The organism is Coleofasciculus sp. G3-WIS-01 (genome assembly GCF_040223135.1).
Lineage (GTDB): Bacteria > Cyanobacteriota > Cyanobacteriia > Cyanobacteriales > Coleofasciculaceae > Coleofasciculus.
Genome location: NZ_JAVJZI010000056.1, coordinates 1 through 19,882 on the forward strand (window position 1 = coordinate 1; position 19,882 = coordinate 19,882).

Annotated in this window: 15 protein-coding genes and 1 pseudogene; 5 read left to right on the forward strand and 11 right to left on the reverse strand. The window is 43.4% G+C overall.

Annotated features, from left to right (window positions below; genetic code table 11):
* Positions 1–755: 755 nt before the first annotated feature.
* From RIM23_RS05690 to RIM23_RS05705, 4 genes are all read right to left on the reverse strand, one after another.
* Positions 756–1,148, reverse strand: coding sequence for an addiction module protein (locus tag RIM23_RS05690; RefSeq protein WP_446365225.1), 393 nt, complete (start codon positions 1,146–1,148; stop codon positions 756–758).
* Positions 1,149–1,621: 473 nt separating this feature from the next.
* On the reverse strand, positions 1,622–2,398 hold the full coding sequence (locus RIM23_RS05695; protein ID WP_446365227.1) for a hypothetical protein: 777 nt from the start codon (positions 2,396–2,398) through the stop codon (positions 1,622–1,624).
* A 136-nt stretch (positions 2,399–2,534) separates the two neighbouring features.
* Positions 2,535–3,176 carry a TIGR02646 family protein gene (locus tag RIM23_RS05700; RefSeq protein ID WP_446365229.1) on the reverse strand — a complete coding sequence of 214 codons (642 nt, stop codon included), beginning with the start codon at positions 3,174–3,176 and terminating at the stop codon, positions 2,535–2,537.
* The gene (locus RIM23_RS05705) at positions 3,163–4,533 is read right to left on the reverse strand and encodes an AAA family ATPase (protein WP_446365231.1); all 1,371 of its coding nucleotides are present in this window, start codon (positions 4,531–4,533) and stop codon (positions 3,163–3,165) included. The genes RIM23_RS05700 and RIM23_RS05705 overlap by 14 nt, the downstream gene beginning before the upstream one ends.
* Before the next feature lie 350 nt (positions 4,534–4,883).
* On the opposite strand from RIM23_RS05705, the gene RIM23_RS05710 reads away from it, so the two are divergent.
* The gene (locus RIM23_RS05710) at positions 4,884–5,159 is read left to right on the forward strand and encodes a DUF4212 domain-containing protein (RefSeq protein WP_446339566.1); all 276 of its coding nucleotides are present in this window, start codon (positions 4,884–4,886) and stop codon (positions 5,157–5,159) included.
* Positions 5,160–5,161: 2 nt separating this feature from the next.
* Entirely contained in the window at positions 5,162–6,853 is a 1,692-nt protein-coding gene (locus tag RIM23_RS05715) for a sodium:solute symporter family protein (RefSeq protein ID WP_446365233.1), read from the forward strand.
* Positions 6,854–6,988: 135 nt separating this feature from the next.
* Here the strand turns inward: RIM23_RS05715 and RIM23_RS05720 are convergent, their stop codons facing one another.
* The 3 genes from RIM23_RS05720 to RIM23_RS05730 all read right to left on the reverse strand — a co-directional run bounded on the left by RIM23_RS05720 (position 6,989) and on the right by RIM23_RS05730 (position 10,075).
* A complete protein-coding gene (locus tag RIM23_RS05720) occupies positions 6,989–7,468 on the reverse strand; it encodes a hypothetical protein (RefSeq protein WP_446365235.1) in 480 nt (159 codons plus the stop codon).
* Between the two features lie 382 nt (positions 7,469–7,850).
* Positions 7,851–9,194 (reverse strand): CmpA/NrtA family ABC transporter substrate-binding protein, encoded by a 1,344-nt coding sequence (locus RIM23_RS05725; protein WP_446365237.1) that lies wholly within the window; start codon positions 9,192–9,194, stop codon positions 7,851–7,853.
* A gap of 116 nt (positions 9,195–9,310) precedes the next feature.
* Complete coding sequence (locus RIM23_RS05730; RefSeq protein ID WP_446365239.1) at positions 9,311–10,075, reverse strand: gamma-glutamyl-gamma-aminobutyrate hydrolase family protein; 765 nt, start codon at positions 10,073–10,075, stop codon at positions 9,311–9,313.
* A gap of 110 nt (positions 10,076–10,185) precedes the next feature.
* Between RIM23_RS05730 and RIM23_RS05735 the strand changes: the two are divergent.
* Together RIM23_RS05735 and RIM23_RS05740 are read left to right on the forward strand one after the other, a co-directional pair.
* Positions 10,186–10,449, forward strand: a pseudogene (locus tag RIM23_RS05735) (ACT domain-containing protein); the annotation flags it as partial.
* A 179-nt stretch (positions 10,450–10,628) separates the two neighbouring features.
* Complete coding sequence (locus RIM23_RS05740; protein ID WP_446341639.1) at positions 10,629–11,141, forward strand: DUF4388 domain-containing protein; 513 nt, start codon at positions 10,629–10,631, stop codon at positions 11,139–11,141.
* Between the two features lie 152 nt (positions 11,142–11,293).
* Here RIM23_RS05740 and RIM23_RS05745 read toward each other — a convergent pair whose 3' ends face one another.
* Positions 11,294–14,902, reverse strand: a complete 3,609-nt coding sequence (locus RIM23_RS05745) for a HEAT repeat domain-containing protein (protein ID WP_446365241.1) — start codon at positions 14,900–14,902, stop codon at positions 11,294–11,296.
* 25 nt (positions 14,903–14,927) lie between these two features.
* Here RIM23_RS05745 and RIM23_RS05750 point away from each other — a divergent pair, with 25 nt between their 5' ends.
* On the forward strand, positions 14,928–15,863 hold the full coding sequence (locus RIM23_RS05750; protein ID WP_446365243.1) for an NAD-dependent epimerase/dehydratase family protein: 936 nt from the start codon (positions 14,928–14,930) through the stop codon (positions 15,861–15,863).
* Here RIM23_RS05750 and pgsA read toward each other — a convergent pair.
* From pgsA to RIM23_RS05765, 3 genes are all read right to left on the reverse strand, one after another.
* Positions 15,809–16,366: a CDP-diacylglycerol--glycerol-3-phosphate 3-phosphatidyltransferase gene (gene pgsA / locus RIM23_RS05755; protein ID WP_446365245.1), complete on the reverse strand. Its 558-nt coding sequence runs from the start codon at positions 16,364–16,366 to the stop codon at positions 15,809–15,811. The two genes, RIM23_RS05750 and pgsA, sit on opposite strands and share 55 nt — an antisense overlap.
* A gap of 271 nt (positions 16,367–16,637) precedes the next feature.
* Positions 16,638–17,324, reverse strand: coding sequence for a sugar transferase (locus RIM23_RS05760; protein ID WP_446365247.1), 687 nt, complete (start codon positions 17,322–17,324; stop codon positions 16,638–16,640).
* Positions 17,325–17,852: 528 nt separating this feature from the next.
* On the reverse strand, positions 17,853–19,658 hold the full coding sequence (locus tag RIM23_RS05765; protein WP_446365249.1) for a hypothetical protein: 1,806 nt from the start codon (positions 19,656–19,658) through the stop codon (positions 17,853–17,855).
* Positions 19,659–19,882: the final 224 nt, after the last annotated feature.

The window sequence follows — 19,882 nt, forward strand, 5'->3', positions numbered from 1 at the left end:
TAAACCCTAAAATAGAAAAAGGCAATCAAGGCGCGGCTGGTAGTCTGCTTACGCCGGAAAATCGCTGCCAGTCTTAAATTGAGCCTATACTACAAAATCATACTACATTACAACTTAGGGATTCACGGGAAGTCTAGAAACCTGGGTCGGGGCGGGTTTAGCCACATCCCTTGTGCAACCAAAAAGATAGTCGTGAAACCCGCCCCTACACACTTAAGACGCCATCCCCCGGTTGGAGTCGTGAACCTTGGATATGAGGGGTGCGAGGGTATTTGTACATTAAACAGATAACCTTTGACTCCTACAGATAATCTTACGGCAGTCGGCTCCAACGATTTGTTCTGCTGCGCTCAGCTACTCCTACGACAACCGACTACGCCATTTCTTCGGGTCTTGAGAGCAGTGGAAAACGGCATAAACTATATAGCAGTAGACACATCGATTAGGACAAAGGCACCATTGTAGAGACGTTGCATGCAACGTCTCTACATAAATGATGTGTCCTAACAGCTATGGCGGTTGCTATAACTGTGATGTCTGAACGTTCATAAAAAATAACATAGGGAAAGCGCCGAACGACAGCCCTTCGATAACTTTCATGCACTACCTGATACATTTCCGGATTTCGCCGGATAAACTGAATGCAAGCATCGACACAACGAAGAAACTCTTCGCCCAAACCAAATTCTTTTTCTTCATACTAAACATAAGCTTGGGCTACATCCAGTTCCGCCTCTGGTAGAATGATCAGATTCCTAAGCACCATACTGTCCGTTGCGAATTCGCTCCTTAGCTGCTTCCCATGAACTACCTGAGCCAGGATTTTGCAAATAGGTAGCCTTTCTCTTGGCTAGCTCTTCTTTTTGCCAATCAAGCACAGGAATTTGCTCTGGAATTTGGGCAATGCTGTCCCATAAATCTTCCAGCAGTTGTAGTTTTTCCGAGAGGGTTAACTCAAACATTTGAGTGAACTCTGTGTTCATACTGACCTCACCATCGCAATTGGTGTCTTGCTTCAAGTTTATCACCGATAACGATATTGCTTCCTCCTCTGCTATTAAGCCTGCTGGATCTACCGCAGCTAAACAAACTTGATAGCCTCTATTGACGTTATCTCCCAGGTTTAATACCGAGTTGCGTTCTATCATGTCATTCTGAGCGAAGCGAAGAATCTGGACAGATGCTTCGCTACTGTTCCTTCGCTTCGCTCAGGACTTCGCTCAGCATGACAAATTCTACATTAGACTGCAACTTCTTATAAGACTCGGTTTCAGCGTTTCCTTAATGCTTCAGATCTAACTGCTTCAATATCCACTGACCCATTCATGACGGCTAATTAACAAACTATTGGACACTTCCAGAACTTACATATATTCTTTCAAAAACAACAGATTGGCGGAGGCTTTCAGTTCTAAAACACTTTAGCTTAATGACCGTCACAACCACTAACTACTAGACAACTTATCGCTTAACCAAAAGGTAATTATATACTCCCAAGAAAAGGTTAGCAAGAATGGGTAGCAAGAACAGCCCTGGAAGTAGCATAACGGTTCAAATCAGTAGCGGCAGATAACCTTAAACCCAGCACCAGCAGTTTTCATCCATCCGCTGTATTGAATTGCTATGAGTCAAAATCATACTCAATGTCTCGCAAATAAGTAATGTCGTCCATGTGTATTGATCTTAAGTAAATCCCGAAAGGAACAGCAATAATCTCATGCTGCTTCCAAAATACCTCGACAGAGTCTGACGGATACTTAGCCATCATCAGAAAATGCAAGGTCAGTAACACGATGCGAGAGCTAACGATGATATCTAAAAGCATTCCTTGATCACCATCCCCAGAGTCCACCGGGATATTAAAGGCTCCATGAGCTAGCTCATTCCTCAATTTATAAACACAATAAACGCCATGCCCGTGTTCGGATAAAAAACTTGGATAATTGTCTACAGACCTAAATATTGACCGATGGTTTTTATCTCCATTCGCTCGTAGCTTAACGTAATTTAAAAGCTCGTCATAACCAAGTAAATTATTTGTATTCCTGTACTTTTCCTTTAAAAAATAACAAAGTCGGTTGACTTTTGCTTTAGGCTTGTTTTCAATTGGGACAAAGCTATCTATTGCGGCTTCAATTGCTGACCAGCAAAATTGAAAACGAGCAATTTCAGTAACCAGTTTCTGTTGCAATAATGCTTGACGTTCAGCCCATATATCTGCTAAGCCACAGACTCCTGCCCCCGGATCAAAGTAGCTAGTGTCGTAATTAACAGATTCAATGCAGGCTGCAAGATTAAGCCATCCCGCAACATCTTCTGCGCCATCGTAACCTCTAAAGTCTGCTAATGAGCCAAAGAAGTGGACTAGCTCAGCACAATGCGCTCTAAAATCCTTCATTTCAGGTATTGAATCAAGCAACTATACTTGTGAATCAGTAGGTAAAGTGAAACCAAACATGACTCGGTTGGGCGATCGCACCAGGGTTGAGGTGGAGAAGCAGTGATGAGTGTTGGGTTTCATCCTTCAACCCAACCTACAAGATCGGGCATTGAAGCAAACTTCGCAAAATATTAACTACTATTGGAGCAAAAGGTTCCAACTGCCCCTGTTGCGGTTGTGCAAGTTCGTCAATCAATAACGCCAGCACTTCTTTATCCTCCTCTAACCCTTGGTTAGGATCGCCATAATACTTCCATAATAAGGCATTAGACAATTGCTTGCGTTTTTCGATCAATGCACCGTTATTTTTTTCATGATCTCCCAAGTTTAAGACTTGAATCGTGACGATTGCCCGCTCGCTTAACCCTTCTACCCGACCACTAATTTTAAAGCGAAGTTCTGTTTCACATTCTGTCATCAGAGGAGTTAGGGGTAGGGGTTGTGATTTATGGGAATTACCACATTGATTAGAGGTATTACAACTGGCGACAATATTTGAAAAGTCAAGTGTGCGTCTAGGATTCAATTTTTGAGCTTCTATATGCTCATTGTGGCAAGTATCAATGTCTTGGATGCGCTGGCAGCAATAGGCACAAAGGTAGAATTGTTCGACTAGAGCATATTGCCGAATAGTTCGGCGAATATCTTCAGTTAACTGGTTGTAGCGTCCGTGAGGGTTTGCTTGTTTCCAATCTGTCAAATTGGAGGGTTCAGTCCCTTTACTAATGGTTCGCATGACGCAATTCTTGTTTACGGAGCAGTAATTTGGCTTTGATCAATTCCAGATGATTGGCGGGTAGTTCCTCAGTTAATTTTGCAAGTAGTTGTTGAGCCTCAGTTAGCTTTGAATCTTGTATGGCATCCAGCAGATCGTTCAGTTCAGTATTAATTTTCTCATTACGGATACTGGTGTCCATAACATCTAATAAGACAGTATTAGCATCTTGCCCATACTGAGAGGGCAATTGTCGCAATTCACCATTGGTTAAGGTGTAAACCAAAACATTTTTACAGTCGCTGATCACCAGAGGTGAATGGGTAGTCAGCACAAACTGACAATTTGGGAAAGTTGCGATTAGGCGATCGCACAGGCTGCGTTGCCAAGAGGGATGCAGGTGCAAATCGACTTCATCAATCAAGACTATACCGTCACCTGCGAGAGGATTCTCTAGGGCAGGATTCAGCATGGCTAGACGGCGAGCAATATCACCAACCAGAGCCATGAGAGATTTTTCGCCTTGTGAAAGTTGGGCTACATTCAGAGTTTCACCATTTTTATCAATCGCCATGTAGAGACGGGGTTTACGACGGACTCTAAGGTTGTCCATCTGGGGCATAAATCGGCGAATGGCGGTGCGAACTGCGGTTAATTGCCGATCTTTGGCTGAGGCATTGAGTTCTTTCAACCGTTGCCATGCGTCTGGATTGGTTTCCAATAATGGTTTCAGTTGGTTCAGCAAATCTTCAGAAATTCCTGATTCATTTTCGGTATCTTCCCGTTCACGAAACCACTCAAAAAAGCGGCGAAAGTCAACCCCCTGACTTAAATAGTTATCGTAACCATCGAGTTGCAAGAAAGTATGCTTAGTCCTAATTTTTAGTGGAATATCAAGTACGACGCGCTCGACGGGATAAAACGCAATGATGGGCAGGCTAGTTTTGTCATCACGGGTAAGAGCATCACGATAACGATTGGCTAAGCGGGTGCAATCGTTGAGATTAGTAGTGTAGTGGGCTTTACGTCCTTTTCTGCTTTTTGCTAAAGTCCACTTGAAGTGATGGTCGAACTCGCTTTGATCAGGATTGTCTGATGCCCCAGAAGAATCACAAATGTCTATTTCAATACTGGCAGCATTAGCGGTGTTGAGTATGACATCTTCGGGAATAGGGTTACCACTACCTTTTTCTGTAAGTAAACGAGCAGTAAACCAACTAAGGGAGGTTGCTAAGGCTTTCAACACAGAGGTTTTACCAGCGCCGTTATTACCAACAAAGACGGTGATATTGCTGGGATTTTGCTCAGTGGGTGCTAAGGGAATTTCCAGGTTTTCAAATAGCCCAATGTTGTTTAAGATGACTCGTTGGATTTCCATAGCGGTAACGTTCAAACCTCAGAGGTTTCCGACATTGACAACAGTACCTCAAACGGCACTTGAAGGCACTTACCCCTATTATGGTCTCAAAACAGTTGCACGTACAGACCACTCACAACTCTTTTGTCAAGCCATTTTCTCATGTTTTACCCCAACCGTGATTACGCTTATCGGCGCTCTAGTGCAAGAAGGCATAAATAACTGAACAGCTAATATCTCCCCCAGCTTCCTCAGCTCCCCCAGCTTAATCGTATCTACGAAGCTGCTCAAGTATTTCCAAGGGCGCTGCACTAGGTATCCTCGTAGTGCTATAGTACCCGTGCCCCTTGGATGAGGGAATCCAAAAAATAATGACGAATAACCGAAATAGAGAATACTGGCGAGCGAATAAAGCCCTGATTCGTAATCTGCTGATTGTCTGGGCATTGGTTTCGATTGTCCTGAGTATTCTGCTGGTGCAACCCTTGAACCAGATTAATCTGGGTGGCGTTCCTTTGGGATTCTGGATGGCGCAACAAGGCTCAATTTATGTCTTTGTGATGTTAATTTTTATCTACGCCATTCAAATGGATAAATTAGAACAGAAATACCGCCATCATAAACCCAGAAATGATAACGAGGAGTAATTATGTCAGTTGAAGCTTGGACAACCGTATTGGTAATACTTTCTTTTATTGTCTATGTCTATATTGGTTGGCATTCGCGGGTAAAAGATACTAAAGGTTTTTTTGTCGCCTCTCAGGGTGTCCCCTCTATCGCCAACGGTGCAGCTACAGCCGCCGATTGGATGTCAGCGGCGTCGTTTATTTCCATGGCGGGGTTGATTTCATTTCTGGGGTATGACGGTTCTATCTATCTGATGGGATGGACGGGGGGATATGTCTTACTCGCCCTACTGCTAGCACCCTATTTACGGAAGTTTGGTAAATATACTGTACCTGATTTTGTTGGCGATCGCTACTATTCCCGTACAGCACGTTTGGTGGCGGTAGTGGCGGCAATTTTCATCTCTCTCACCTATGTGGCGGGACAAATGCGGGGAGTGGGAATTGTCTTCAGTCGTTTCTTACAGGTGGATATTAATACAGGCGTGATTATTGGGATGGTAATTGTCGCCTTTTTCGCCATCTTGGGGGGAATGAAGGGGATTACTTGGACACAAGTAGCACAATACTGTGTCTTAATTATCGCCTATCTAATTCCCGCGATCGCGATCTCTGTGTTGCTGACAAATAATCCAATTCCTCAATTAGGATTTACGTTCAGTGATATTATGGAACGCCTGAATGGAATTCAAGTGGATTTAGGGTTTGCGGAATATACCCAACCCTTTACCAATAAATCCATGTTGGATGTCCTATTTATTACCATCGCCCTGATGGTGGGAACCGCCGGATTACCTCATGTTATTGTCCGATTCTATACGGTTCCTAATGTGCGTGCGGCTCGATATTCCGCAGGTTGGGCATTACTGTTTATTGCGATTCTCTATACCACCGCGCCCGCTATTGCCGGATTTGCCCGATATAACTTGATTCAGACTTTACATAATAATACGATTGAAGAGGTGCGTCAACTGGATTGGGCAACCAAATGGGAAAACACCGGATTATTGGCGTTTGATGATAAGAATGGGGATGGAAAAATTCAATTAACTCCCGATACCGAAACAAACGAAATTACCATTGACCCAGATATTATTGTCCTCTCTACCCCCGAAGTCGCCCAACTTGCACCCTGGGTGATTGCCTTAGTGGCAGCCGGTGGATTAGCCGCCGCCCTATCAACGGCATCGGGGTTATTACTAGTGATTTCCAGTTCCGTGGCACATGATGTCTATTACCGCATTATCAACCCAGACGCATCAGAAGCCCAACGGTTATTAGTGGGTCGATTTATGGTGGGATTCGCTATTGTCATTGCCGGGTATTTTGGTACTAATCCCCCCGGTTTTGTGGCTCAAGTAGTCGCCTTTGCCTTTGGGTTAGCCGCCGCTAGTTTCTTCCCAGTGATTATCTTAGGCATATTTGATCAGCGGACTAACCGAGAAGGCGCGATCGCAGGTATGATTGTCGGGTTAGTTTTCACGACTATCTATATTATTGGCGTAAAATTTTACCAGATGCCAACCTGGTTTTTTGGCGTTTCCGCTGAAGGTATTGGCACAGTGGGAATGGTACTGAATTTTATCGTGACTTGGATTGTTTCTCGCCTTACCCCCGCACCACCTGCAGAGATACAACAGTTAGTGGAATCCTTGCGAACACCAGGGAATGAACCCCTACCTTTAGCTGATATTGGCGAAGAGGAGTTAGATTAATTTCTTCGTAAACGAAGAGGTCTTAGACCCAATTAATCAATTGTCAAGTTAGCCTGGAACATATTAACGTTTAAATCCTTGTTTAATAAGGCTTTCAGGTAGTTTAAAAAAGATGCGGATAAAGGAGGGTACTATCTAGAGGGGAGTACCTGTCGGGAATAGCAGCGCTAATCGCTTTTCCCTGAGAAGAGCCTCTTGATTATAAATTTCTTCAATCTGCTTCACGATTTCTGCATCAATACCAAGTTTAGCAGCCATTTTGGTAACGGTTTCTCGCTCTGCGCTACTGTATTCCCCATCCGCTGAGCAAGCCTCGATCGCGTCATAGACAAGATAGCGGCGACAAGCATTTGCTGCGGTGTCTCGAGAAATAACCGCATCAATGTCTTCATCCGCCTGGTAAGTTTTGAGTTCCTCAACCACTTGATCAGGAGCGCCAAAGGCTGATGCTTGACCAACAACCCAATCTCTTTCCACCTGGGTTAACTCATTATCGCCATTGGCACAAATCAATAACGCTTTTGAATAGCTATCGAAGGCAGGAAGCCCCGGCATCTCGTTGAAACCACATTTTTTCTTGAAAAGCCAATGAAGTCCTTCTTTTCGGGTAGACATAATCCGATTACTCCTGATCAAGATTTTACCGACAGGTGGGGGACTTTATGCCTTACCACCCACACTGTAATAAGATTAACACAATATCCGCTTACTACTAATATACAATCAATTAGTTTTTTTAATCAGAATTAACCTCTTAATAAATGGACAAGGCGGAACTTGTTTCTGTGTAGTGGTTTGTGGGAGGGAACATCTCTACCAAAGCTTACTTTCACGGTATGTGGTGCAACGTGAGTTGTTCCAGACGTTGCAGGCAACGTCTCTACTATCTTTTCGTTGACACAAGGGATGTGACTAAACCCGCCCCGACGCAGGTTTCTCTACTTTTCGTAAAAAGTCAGCTACCCAGTACCGATCACCCCGTAAATATCTTGCCCACTTATGCCTGAATCTCAAAATTATTTAGATAAGCAATCGGATCACTCGGATCAAATTGGCGTTGATCGATAAAAACGGTGGCAGGTTCCATTTTCATCGGATCACTGGGTAGCTCAATCTTTAATGCCTCCGCCACATCTGTATAAATTTCTAACGGATAAATTTTCTCTAGGATTTCATCGGCATCCTTGGGATAATATTGTTGTTCAATTTGACCCCAACGAATCATCTGAGTGAGTAACCAAATCCCATGAGAACGCCAGGGATAGTTAACCGGATTTGGCTTCTCTGGATCATCGCTATTGTCACCATAAAACTGATAAAAATTAGGAATAGTTTCCAGCCGTTCCTGGTTATCAAAGCCACCATAATCATAGTTACCCAATAAAGCCGGTTCTATATATTCCTGATCCGTGTTCAGATACCTGCTTTGGGCAAGAATTTGGGCAACTTCGCGGCGATTTTTGGCTTGCTCACAAAACTCACAGGCTTCTAGAATCGCCGCCACTAAAGCCCTAGCGGTTGCGGGATGTTCGTCCACCCAGGCTTGCATCGTGGCTAGCACATTTCCCGGATGTCCCGTCCAAATATTCTGAGAGACATTTGCGGTAAATCCATTTCCCTGCAAAACCGTCTGTTGGTTCCACGGTTCACTACTGCTGTAAGCATCCATCACCCCCGCTTGAATTTTATAGATCATTTGTGAGGGGGGAATCTCCATAAATTCAACCTCGCTTTCCGGATTAATTCCCATGGCGGCTAACCAATAGCGGCTAATGTAATAATCCATCGAAGCATTCGACTCGGTAGCAAAAATAGGCGGTTCCTCGAATTTGCGAACGTATTGGCGATAGGAATCGGCAAACTCCTGAAAGGTGAAATATTCAATCGCCGGTCGAATTCCAGCATCCCAGGCTTTGGGAGATAAGGTAATGCTGCTGCCATGGAGATTGAGTACCATCAGGGCAACCATGGGGGCGGCTTCTGCTCCTAATTGTGCCATCATTGGCATTCCATATAAGGCTTGAGCTGCATCTAACTGGTAATCGAGTAAACCATCCTGAATTTGATTCCAATTCTCTTGCTTACTCAGACTAACGTTAAGCCCAGAGCGAGCAAAAAAGCCTAATTCTTGGGCGATAACCAGGGGCGCACTTTCGGTAATGGGAATAATCCCTAGGTTTAGGTAAGTTTTTTCGAGTTTGCCAAAGTCAAGCGTTGAGGCGGATGAAGATTTAGAAGAGTTATTCCTGCCGGAGGTAGACAGATTCACCGAGTTACAAGCGGCAAAGGCTAACCCTGTACTTGCCAGACTGGTGTATTTGAGAAAATGGCGGCGCTTCATGTTTTTTTTCTCACCCAATGAATTATAGATGCTGACTTGAATCTACCGCGTAAGGGGGACAAGGAGATGGGGAAGCAGGGGGAGAGAAGACAGGCTTATCCAAGCAGTATTGCATCCTATCCACACCCCCAGCCTGTCGTCTGCAAATGAAAGCCATTAGGGTTCAATTCATTTTGACTTGCGGCTTGAATCAACGCCTGGAAAATCGAAAGGTGTCTGGAATCGGAAGGGGAAAGTTCCGGATGCCATTGCAGCGCGATCGCAAAGGGATGCTGTTCGTGTTCTAATGCTTCAATTAAGCCATCTGTGGCTTTGGCGACAATCTGCCAACCGGGAGGTATGGTACGCACGCCTTGATGGTGCCAAGAGACAACAGTAAGTTCTTCCTCTCCCATGATTCGAGATAGTCGGCTATCGGGATAAATCTGCACCTTATGCTGACTTGGTTTCAGCATGTCCTCTCGATGGAGTATATCTTCCCCAAATTCCTCTGGCAGATGGGGGACTAAATCACCACCACTAGCCACCATCAGCACTTCTAAGCCGCGACAAATCCCCAAAATAGGCTTTTGTTTCGCCAATGCCAATTTTGCTAGTCCTAGTTCAGCGCGATCGCGTTCCGGATCAATACCATAAATTGTAGGATGAGGGGAACCATTATACAACTCTGGGTCTACATCACCCCCACCTGTAAAAATTAACCCATCAATCCGGTTCAGCAAGACGGCGAGATCAGATTGAACAGGCGGAAGCAGAACGGGTATCCCTCCAGCCGACTGGACTGCCTGAGTATAACCCGCCGGTGAATAAAAGTTTCCGGTTGGCTTGTAGTTAAAGGTGGTAATTCCAATGATTGGCGGTGTCATCGGTTTTGGGTTCATTCAGCACAGCGTAGATAAGGGTTCTCTTGCTCAGCATATACAATATTTACTGAACAAATTGATAGAATCACTGCATTCTCAGCGATTAATTTCAGCTAAAGGGAAGAAAAATGGCAAAGGGAGAGCATCAACCTCAAACCGCTACACTACTAATCTCCTGTCCTGATCAACCGGGATTAGTTGCAAAATTTGCCAATTTTATTTATGCTAACGGCGGCAATATCATTCATGCGGATCAGCATACTGACTTTGCCACAGGGCTGTTTCTCACTCGTATTGAATGGCAGTTAGACAATTTTAACTTACCACCGGAGTTGATTGACCCAGCGTTTGCGGCAATTGCCCAACCCCTAGAGGCAAAATGGCAGCTTCATTTATTCACTTTGGCAGATGTTTTCTATTCCTAAAGTCTAATGGCAAATAGATTGAGATAAATTAATATGAACGGTAATTGATTGAAACAGTAATCACTGATTATTACTCAATTATTTTTTTAAGATAGTATACTGGCATCAATTAATGCGTTTTTCTAAGTCTTTATCGGTTTAATTCAATGAGTATTAATGGCGATTTAACGGATTTTTTTTTGGATGAAATCATTAAATATTTACAGATCAGCCATAAAACAGGCTTACTAATGTTGGTATACAAAACCAATCATTTTTTTTGGCTAAATAAAGGGTGTTTAGTCGCGGCAAGTCACCGCACTGATGGATTAGGATTGTACTCTCTAATTCTAGAAGTTTCTTTAGTTAAAGAAACAACTCTTAAACGAGTCATAAAAAGTGCATACAATAATTCTTTGCCATTAGGAATTTTTCTGCATGAAAATGGTTTTTTGTCGGTAAAAACATTAAGAATGTTGTTTGAGGTTCAGGTAATCCGAGAGTTACATATAATTGATCATGAGGCGAAAATTGGTTTCAGCTTCGACCAATGTGCAACAATTCCAAATATGGAGTTAACCGGATTAAAATTGCCATTGGATTATCTACTTTGTCCTAATTTATATTGGACAGAATCTACACAGAATGATGTCTCAAGACAGCCACAAAAAAAATCATAGCGATGGCTTATGATTAAAAGTTACCTATCCAGAGCCAGTTCAGCAAAACGTTCTGTTCTCGGTGAGAGTATTGTGTAATGGCTTAATATCATGTCAAGTTGAGGTAGAAATAAGGTAGAGTGCTGCCTTTTTAGAGTAGACGGGTAAACGGATCAGGATTCAGCCTCCATCCAGCCTTTAATGGTTTCAATGGGAATATTGACAGCAGGAAATAGTGACTTTAATGCCTCAATACCACCTGCTTTTAACGCACTTTGTAGTCGCTGCTTAAAAGTTGGATTGCGTTTTATTTCTTGGTTAATGGCTTCGATAACAACACTTTGTCTTTCAGATTCAGTTAAGGTTGGGTTAGAGTTTTTCAGTTGTGCTAATAATTGCTGAATCTCGGCGGCGGCTTCAGTAAGTGTTTGTCTTTGTTCGGCGGGGTAGTTGTTTTGACTGCCAATATTATCGCCGACGATATTTCCAGTAACAGTCCCCGTGATGCCGTTAAAAGTAGCACCTTGGAAATTATTGGTAGGGTTGTTTGACATAGTTTTGAGGATTTGAATGATTGTTTCTAGACTATCTATCAAGGGATCACCAGACTGATCCGGAACCGATAGTGGAGATTCAGCTACAGATTGGTTGTAAAATTGATAACGGTCTTGAATAGCGTATATTACATCAAGTATATCGGGCGTGCGATCGCAGGTTGTTTTTGCTAGCATTTGAAACAAATCAGGTAATAGTTCCGATCCGCCGATTTCTTGTAATACCTTAGCCGCATCCCAACGAATAAATTCATTGTCATTCAATAAGGCTTGCCGTAACGCCTTAATTGCCTCTGTCGTGCCGATTTTACCTAACGCTTCAGCCACAATTTTATGTACACAAGCAGATTGATCCTGCCAAACATCAACTAAAGCAGAAACAGCTTCCGGTGCGCCAATGGTTCCTAACGCCTCAACCGCACGACAACGAACAGGATAATCTTCATCGTGTAACGCCTGAATTAACGCGGGAACAGCCTCTGAATCAGCAATAGTTTCTAAGGCTTCAGCCGCACTGTGCCGAACGGAACTCTCTTTATCTTGTAAGGCTTTGATTAATTCTGGAATAGCGGATTTACAGCCAATATTCCCCAATACATTAACAACAGAACAGCGTACAGAATGCTTGGGATGAGATAAGGCTTGGATAAGCATCGCAATCGTTTCTGCCGAACCAATATTTCCTAACGCATTAGCCGCATTTTTATAGGTAGAATAGTTATCGCTGAATAACGCCTGTTTCAATACCGCGATCGCGTCTGATGTGCCAATCTCTTTTAATACCTCAGTAATCCGGCTCTCTCGTTCTAAATAGCGATCGCGCAAGGCATCACTCAGAGCTGGAATCGTTGCGGCTGTACCAATATCCAATAATCCTTTAAGCGCCCGCCTACGAATTTGGTAGTTTGGATGGAACAACGCTTGATGTAATCCAGGAATTGTGGCTTCAGTACCTATACTTGATAAGCTATTAATGGCTTGATACGCGATCTCATCATCAAAATTTGCTAAAATCTGACATAGCACTGGAATAACTGCTTCATTCGACTTTTTTACTAAGGCTAAAGCAGCACGAAAACGAACTGATTCTTGTTCATGTTCTAATGCTTGTGTCAGTACCTCAATTGCGAGTTTCGTATCAATTTTAGCTAATGCATACACTGCATTACAACTCAAATCACTTTCACCATATAACAAAGCTTTCTGGAGTAAATTAATGGCAGATTTTGTACCAATCTTCGCCAAAGCTTCGACGGCACACCACGGCATCGAGCTATCCTGACTGAACAAAACCTCACCTAATAGTTCAATTGCCGATTCAGTGCCACTATCTCCTAATAATTCGACCACATATTGACTACAATATTTATCGAAAGCTAGTTGACGCAATTGTTCAATCGCTTTCTCTGTACCAATTTTTCCTAATACTTCCGCCACAGTCCAACGCATCCCGTAATCTTCATCTATCAAAGCTGGTTCAAGTGCATCAATAACCGATTCTGAGCTAATTTGACCCAACCAATTAACGGCACTCCACCGGATATAATAGTCTTCACTCGATAAGTTATGAATTAGCGCTTCAATTGCCAATTCTGATCGGGTTATTCCCAACAAATGTGTTTTTAGCGCTTCCGTAACAGTTAATTGAGCCACTAAACCCACAGTCTTTTCTTGAAATTCGGGTTTAACTGCCCCAGCTAATCTTGCACCTAACCGCAAATCGACCTCTAGCGCTAATTTAACCATACGCACCGCCTGCGCTTTATTGTCAACTAATGCCAACATTAACGCCAACGGTTCTGTCCATTTCAAATAATTTAAATAGTCTTGTTTTAATTGATTATCATTGAGTTCGAGAATCTTTTGCCACGATAGCAGATACTCAGCCGCATAGTATTCTTGAATCAGTTGATGAGAAAATTCTACGTTCGTAGTAGGCACTAAAGTGCCAGAAGCGCTAAAGCGCTCACTACGAACAATTAAATGATGTTTGAGTAAGTCGTCTAAGCAACGGATTGCCAAATCATCTGGATACTTTACCTTTTCTTGTAAAAAATCAGTAAAAATACTCTCAACATCTCGACGAGAAATACTTAACCTAAAATCGGTCAGCTTTTCTCCCTGCATCATTTCAAATGCTAGCTTTTCCAGTAATTTAGACCACCAGCGTTGAGACTCATCGGAAACAGGTACATCTTCTTTATATCCACGTTCATATAACTGCGTAAACTGACGCAATGTTTCGGCTAGGCTAGAGGGAATATGCCCTGTTTTATGAACTAGGAAAGACAGCATTTTCATTACAAACGGCGTCTGACCCAATTCTCGCCAGTGATTGGATAACTGTTGTAAAGGTTGTTTATTTTGCCCTATCATAGAATAGTGAATAAATTGTTTTATTTGTAACGGATTCAGGGGTTCGATTTCTAAGTGATCACGAATACCTAAGTCCCAGCCTTCGCCCAAATTACGGGTTGTAAAAATCATAGGTAGATGCGAATACTTCTGGCGAAATGCTTTTAAATCTCGTCGGGCTGAGTGGCTAGGCAACTCATTTAACCCATCGAACAGCAGAAATAATCGCCGATTACGTAGCAGATTTTTGATATCCGAAATTTCAAGTAGCAACTCGTGGATTTCTAAGAAATCTTGAATCAGATATAATACCCCTGAATGATGAGTTTCTGATGGTTTAAACTGTCGTAATTGCACCAATACAGGAATCGGATTCTGGGGGTGAGAAAGGGCTTGTTTGGCTTGTTCTACCAAAAACTGAATTAATGCCGTCGATTTCCCTGAACCGGGCTGCCCAACTAACAGGACATGGTTTGCCGAATATTGACGTAATCCGGTTAAAATGGGCAACGTCTCTGGTGTTTCGTTTCCTTCCTGTGGCGGCGGTTTGAGGCGCTGTACCGTTAAATTAAACTGAAAGGGCGATCGCGGGTTTCCTGATGCATCCTGTTGCTTATATATCGTATCCGTCAGTTTGTCAAGCTTCCACCACTGTTCATAGAGATCGCAAATCGATCGCAGATAGCCTGTAAAATCGATAGGGTGGTCTTGAGTCATGGCAATGGTACTGTAGACAATGCGATCGCTTTTCAACGAGGACGATCCGATCACTAATTCTCTGGTGGTGGTTTGGATCAGGACTTTTGAGGTGACAGACTCTGGATGAAGGATGACAAACCCGTAACCAAGGACAAATGACTGTAAAATTCCCATACAGGATTAGACAGAAAGGATAATCATGCGAATTTTAATCATGGGTGGTACTCGCTTCATCGGAGTCTACTTAACCAAAATCTTGGTTGAACAAGGACATGAGGTGGTGCTGTTCAACCGAGGTAATAAACCCGCCCCTGTCGAAGGGGTACAACAGATTCACGGCGATCGCAAAGACGCTACCCAACTCAAGGAAAAGCTCTCTGGACAAGCCTTTGATGCCATCTTTGATAATAACGGGCGGGAACTCAGTGATACTCAACCCCTAGTCGAGATATTTAAAGACAAAGTACAGCATTTTGTCTATATGAGTTCGGCGGGAGTCTATTTACAATCTGATCAAATGCCCCATTTTGAAGGTGATCCCGTAGATCCGAAAAGTCGCCACAAAGGTAAACATGAGACGGAAGCTTACCTAGAAGCCCAAGGGATTCCCTTTACCGCGATTCGCCCAACTTATATCTATGGACCTCAAAACTACAACGACTTAGAAGCCTGGTTCTTTGACCGTATAGTTCGCGATCGCCCCATCCTTATCCCCAATAGTGGTCTGTATATCACACAACTGGGACATTGTAAAGATTTAGCCCGTGCCATGTCTCTGGTACTAGGAAACCAGCAAGCCATTGGACAAATTTACAATGTATCCGGCGATCGCTATGTCACCTTTGACGGCTTGGCAAACGCCTGTATTGTCGCAGCAGGCAAATCCCCCGACGATTTTGATCTGTTACATTACAATCCCAAAAAATTTGATTTTGGCAAGCGAAAAGCCTTCCCCCTGCGGACACAACACTTTTTTACTGATGTCCATAAAGCCAAGACTCAACTCAACTGGGAACCGGAATATGACTTGATATCGGGGCTTAAGGATTCGTTCCAAAACGATTACTTAGCATCTGGGCGTCACGAAGCTGAGGTGGATTTCTCCTTAGATGACCAACTATTAGCCGCGAGTTGAGGCAATATGTAAATTCCGCCAGAAATTAGGGTGAGGACAACGGATAGCCAAAATAGGACAAGGGATGGCATTTCCCACACTGGAGGAAGTGGTGCAATTAACAGGGCAACTGCTGTAATTTGACTTACGGTTTTGAGTTTACCCCAAATATTTGCGCCACTAATTTCCCGGGTCAAATTGGGGTTAACTCGCCAACCCGCGATCGCTAATTCCCGCCCTAATATCACAAATACTCCCCAGGCGGGAACTTGACCCAATTCGATCAACGCTAAAAGGGGGGCTAAGACTAATAATTTATCAACCAAGGGATCAAGGAATTTTCCTAAATCCGTAACTTGATCCAGCTTCCGCGCCAGATAGCCATCTAACCAGTCGGTACCTGCAGCAATTAGAAAGATTGCCAAACAAATCCAGCGCGTCTGATCTGTGGGATCATGCAGCCCGTATAGAATAAAGGGCAACCCAAGTAATCGAGAAAATGTAATCCATGTGGGTAGTGTCATCTGACTTATGAATTATGACTTATGAATAAGGGCAGGTTTTTTTGCTTAGTTATTAGTAACTATCACCTACGATAAGCTTATGAATTATGACTTTTTGTAGTTGCTATATCTTCGCTTATAGCACAATTCGTGCAACTACGAACATTTTTTTTAGTTTAATCGAGCTAGGATTAGAAAACTTTAATTACTGGACGTTCTTTAAGGATTAAGGATTGACAAATTATCGGGAATTTTTTCGGTAATAGTAATTTACATGGAGATCCACCTTGGCTTAATACGCTCCTTGCTTCTTCAAGACTACAGCGATAGTTTTCACGATGAGCTGAAAGTCATAGCCAACAGACCACTTGCGCTGATAAGCCAGATCCATAGACACAATATCTTCAAAATCGATAACACTAGAGCGACCATGAACTTGCCATTCTCCAGTCATTCCTGGCTTGGTTCTCAATCGTTTCCAATGATGTGGCTGGTAGTTTTCTACCTCATTTAGGGTGGGCGGACGAGTGCCAACTAAGCTCATTTCACCTTTGAGGACGTTCCAAAATTGAGGCAATTCATCCAAGCTGGTGCGCCGTAAAAAACGACCCACACGAGTGATGCGAGGATCGTTTGTATTTTTAAAGATATGACCTTTTGCCTGATTTTGCACCAAATGTTGCATGCGATCGGCGCCTACAACCATTGAACGAAATTTCAAGATGCGAAAGGGTTTACCTTGTAGACCGCAACGAAGTTGACGATAGAAGATAGGACCTGGATTATCAATTTGGATGGCGATCACAATGGGTATGGCGAGAATGGCTGTCATGATCAAGCCAAACAAGGCTCCCAGAATATCAATAAGCCGTTTAATTTGAGAGGTCGCCGACCGATGCGCCACACGTAACCAAGGGACGCTTTGGAGAACGAGAGGATCACCCGACCTGGGTGTGGAACAGTTGGATGTAGTAAACATGTTGTCAGATCAGTTGTATTACAACTTGTAACTTATTTAGCCTAATTATTATGTTCTATAGTATTGATATTTTTCCTAAAAAAATATAGTCCTTTTGGTACACTTCATGAAATCTTTACAATTATACACCTATTTTATGAAGATATTATAAAGACGATGAATTGGGATGAACAAAGTTTGCGTATTTTAACCATCTTTACTCTAAACTGAATGTAATTTGTCATATATTTTCTATTAAGTTAGCTTTAGACATCTACCTAAAGAGGTAAAATCATCTTATATAGCTAAAGCCAGTCTAAATGATTTGTGAAAATAAATGGGACTGAAAAACTTAGCCAGTAAGGGTTGTTATTTCACAACTGATTTAGACGCACAGATACTACAGCAGACTAAAAATTACCAGTTAATTTCTCTAACTGTGGGAATAGACAAAGTCCCATGGACATAACCCACTCTAGGACTAAGATTTGTGTAGAAGATGGGGACAATTCATCCTCTGGCTGAAAAAAAATCTCCTACCGATAGCCTTTATTTATGCCAATGATTACAATTAATGATTAAAGGCTCATCAAAGGTTTGAGACAGACTCGATACAAGGAGTTTAAGGTACTGACGCAGACGTTCATGTTGCTGGAAATTGGCACGATAAAGCCGATCGCCTACGGTTGAAAATAGTTTGGCGTCAGCTAGATCACCATAAGAGGAGTTTTGGGGAGAAGTTGCAGAGAACCCCTGTAGGCGATCGCTCACTGGGAGCAACCCTGACGGTAACTCACCGTCCAAAAACCCCAGCAAACGCTCATAACAAGCGACTGTGTTTAGTCCTTGACGTTCTAAGCGTTGCCTAATCTCTGCCACGGTGTAATCCCGAATCGCTGATTCCTTCTCTGTCGGGGGGAACGCCTTAAGTAATTCCTGTAGTAGAAAGTAGTCACTATACTGCTGCAGGAAACGATTAAAGACATGGGGATACAGGGGGAACTTTGCTAGTCCAGTTGCTACCCACGTCTGGGGGAGTCCAGTTTCTGGGAGGAGTTTAGCGTTAGGCAGTTTGTGCTGGAGCCACTCCTTAACCTTTTTTAACTTAGCGCTTCCGCCTGTACAGATGGCTTGTCCGATAGCCTGTTGGGAAAGTCCTGCTTGAATTAGCAGCTTGTTAACCTGTTGGTTTAGTTGTTCAATAAACGGTGTGATAACGGCAGTGTTGAAGTCTTTTTGCTGCACTGTCCATTGAGACGTACCCAATTCCAGGGTAAATTCGGCTTTGTGTGGCAAAATCAGCTTCAAGTATTCAGCCGCTTTCAGTAGCGCCTGTCCTAACGCCGAATGCTGTAACTCGAATAAAGCGCGATCGCGTCTTTTGGGGTCAGGTTGACCGGGTAAGGGTCGTTCTAAATCCTGGCTGAGAGCCAGTTGTGCTAATTGCGCCTCAGACATCTGAGGGTAGAGTAGCTGCCATATAATATCTTGATCAATAGCCTGACCTGCATAAGACCAACTCTGAAGCTGAAAGTCGGCGTAAGTTAATTGGCTCAGATTGTAAGGCAAATCCACTAATGCCAATTCCGTGGTGGTTGCGCCAATATCGATCACCAGAGTCCAGCCACGTCCAGGAGTGGAGGATTGAGGGGTTAAGGGGGGACAGACGGGTTCCGATGTAGGAAAAGCGGCTAACAGGGACGCGATCGCATCTTCTAAGAAAACAATTTGTTGAGATTCCTTGACTAACTTGGCAGCCAATACTGCTTCCCGGACATTAATCTGGTAGGTATCGCCCCAATCGGCAGGATAACTGACAATGACACCTTCGAGTTGTGCCAAAGCTTCTGCCAGTACCTGTGATTCTAGATCCATTGCCCCTACCTGCAATGGTGTCTTGGTGCGAACAGTCTCTGGGGTTAAAGTTGCCAACATTGCCTGCAAGGATCGTCGCACCCAGTATAGAGGAACCTGTCCATCTGGTAACCGTAACATCGGCTCCCACTGACGACGTTCTGGGCAATAGTAAGGAATTGCCAATGGCAAATAGGGTTTAACCATGGACACTCTTATTCCCAGTGCTTTTGCCCAGGTAGACACCGAAGCAGCAACACCGACTGATGGAGCTGTTTTTGGAGCCGATGGCTGACTACTATATGTTTGTGTGGGTAAACGAAACAGGCTCTCGCCCCCATGACGATTGGCGGTTGATGATTCCTGTTGCCAATAGAGAGGGTAGTGCTGACCTGTTTTTTGGTTCAACACAACCGCCGACAGACCTGTGGTGCCGAAGTCAATTCCCAAGTACCAGAGAGGATTACTCGTATCCACTAACGAATTTGATGGTGAAGCCATTCCACTAAATTGCTCAACCCTCCCTTGAAATTAAAGATTATCTGCTTCACGAGTATCAGTGTTACTCTGATCCCTATCTTGTTCGCGGTTCTCCAGTTGGCTGAAAATCCTTGTAAACCTAGGCATAACTATACCCATCCTTTCTGTGCATAGGTTTAACCTCGTCAGGTTTACAGTAGCAACGTTTACCATTCACGCGAACCTCGATGCGTTTCTCGTTTTGA

What these genes read in the sequence shown, in the direction of transcription:
- RIM23_RS05690 (WP_446365225.1), bottom strand. Translation starts at nt 1,148, where the DNA reads ATGATAGAACGCAACTCGGTATTAAACCTGGGAGATAACGTCAATAGA.
- RIM23_RS05695 (WP_446365227.1), bottom strand. Translation starts at nt 2,398, where the DNA reads ATGAAGGATTTTAGAGCGCATTGTGCTGAGCTAGTCCACTTCTTTGGC.
- RIM23_RS05700 (WP_446365229.1), bottom strand. Translation starts at nt 3,176, where the DNA reads ATGCGAACCATTAGTAAAGGGACTGAACCCTCCAATTTGACAGATTGG.
- RIM23_RS05705 (WP_446365231.1), bottom strand. Translation starts at nt 4,533, where the DNA reads ATGGAAATCCAACGAGTCATCTTAAACAACATTGGGCTATTTGAAAAC.
- RIM23_RS05710 (WP_446339566.1), top strand. Translation starts at nt 4,884, where the DNA reads ATGACGAATAACCGAAATAGAGAATACTGGCGAGCGAATAAAGCCCTG.
- RIM23_RS05715 (WP_446365233.1), top strand. Translation starts at nt 5,162, where the DNA reads ATGTCAGTTGAAGCTTGGACAACCGTATTGGTAATACTTTCTTTTATT.
- RIM23_RS05720 (WP_446365235.1), bottom strand. Translation starts at nt 7,468, where the DNA reads ATGTCTACCCGAAAAGAAGGACTTCATTGGCTTTTCAAGAAAAAATGT.
- RIM23_RS05725 (WP_446365237.1), bottom strand. Translation starts at nt 9,194, where the DNA reads ATGAAGCGCCGCCATTTTCTCAAATACACCAGTCTGGCAAGTACAGGG.
- RIM23_RS05730 (WP_446365239.1), bottom strand. Translation starts at nt 10,075, where the DNA reads ATGAACCCAAAACCGATGACACCGCCAATCATTGGAATTACCACCTTT.
- RIM23_RS05740 (WP_446341639.1), top strand. Translation starts at nt 10,629, where the DNA reads ATGAGTATTAATGGCGATTTAACGGATTTTTTTTTGGATGAAATCATT.
- RIM23_RS05745 (WP_446365241.1), bottom strand. Translation starts at nt 14,902, where the DNA reads ATGGGAATTTTACAGTCATTTGTCCTTGGTTACGGGTTTGTCATCCTT.
- RIM23_RS05750 (WP_446365243.1), top strand. Translation starts at nt 14,928, where the DNA reads ATGCGAATTTTAATCATGGGTGGTACTCGCTTCATCGGAGTCTACTTA.
- pgsA (WP_446365245.1), bottom strand. Translation starts at nt 16,366, where the DNA reads ATGACACTACCCACATGGATTACATTTTCTCGATTACTTGGGTTGCCC.
- RIM23_RS05760 (WP_446365247.1), bottom strand. Translation starts at nt 17,324, where the DNA reads ATGTTTACTACATCCAACTGTTCCACACCCAGGTCGGGTGATCCTCTC.
- RIM23_RS05765 (WP_446365249.1), bottom strand. Translation starts at nt 19,658, where the DNA reads ATGGCTTCACCATCAAATTCGTTAGTGGATACGAGTAATCCTCTCTGG.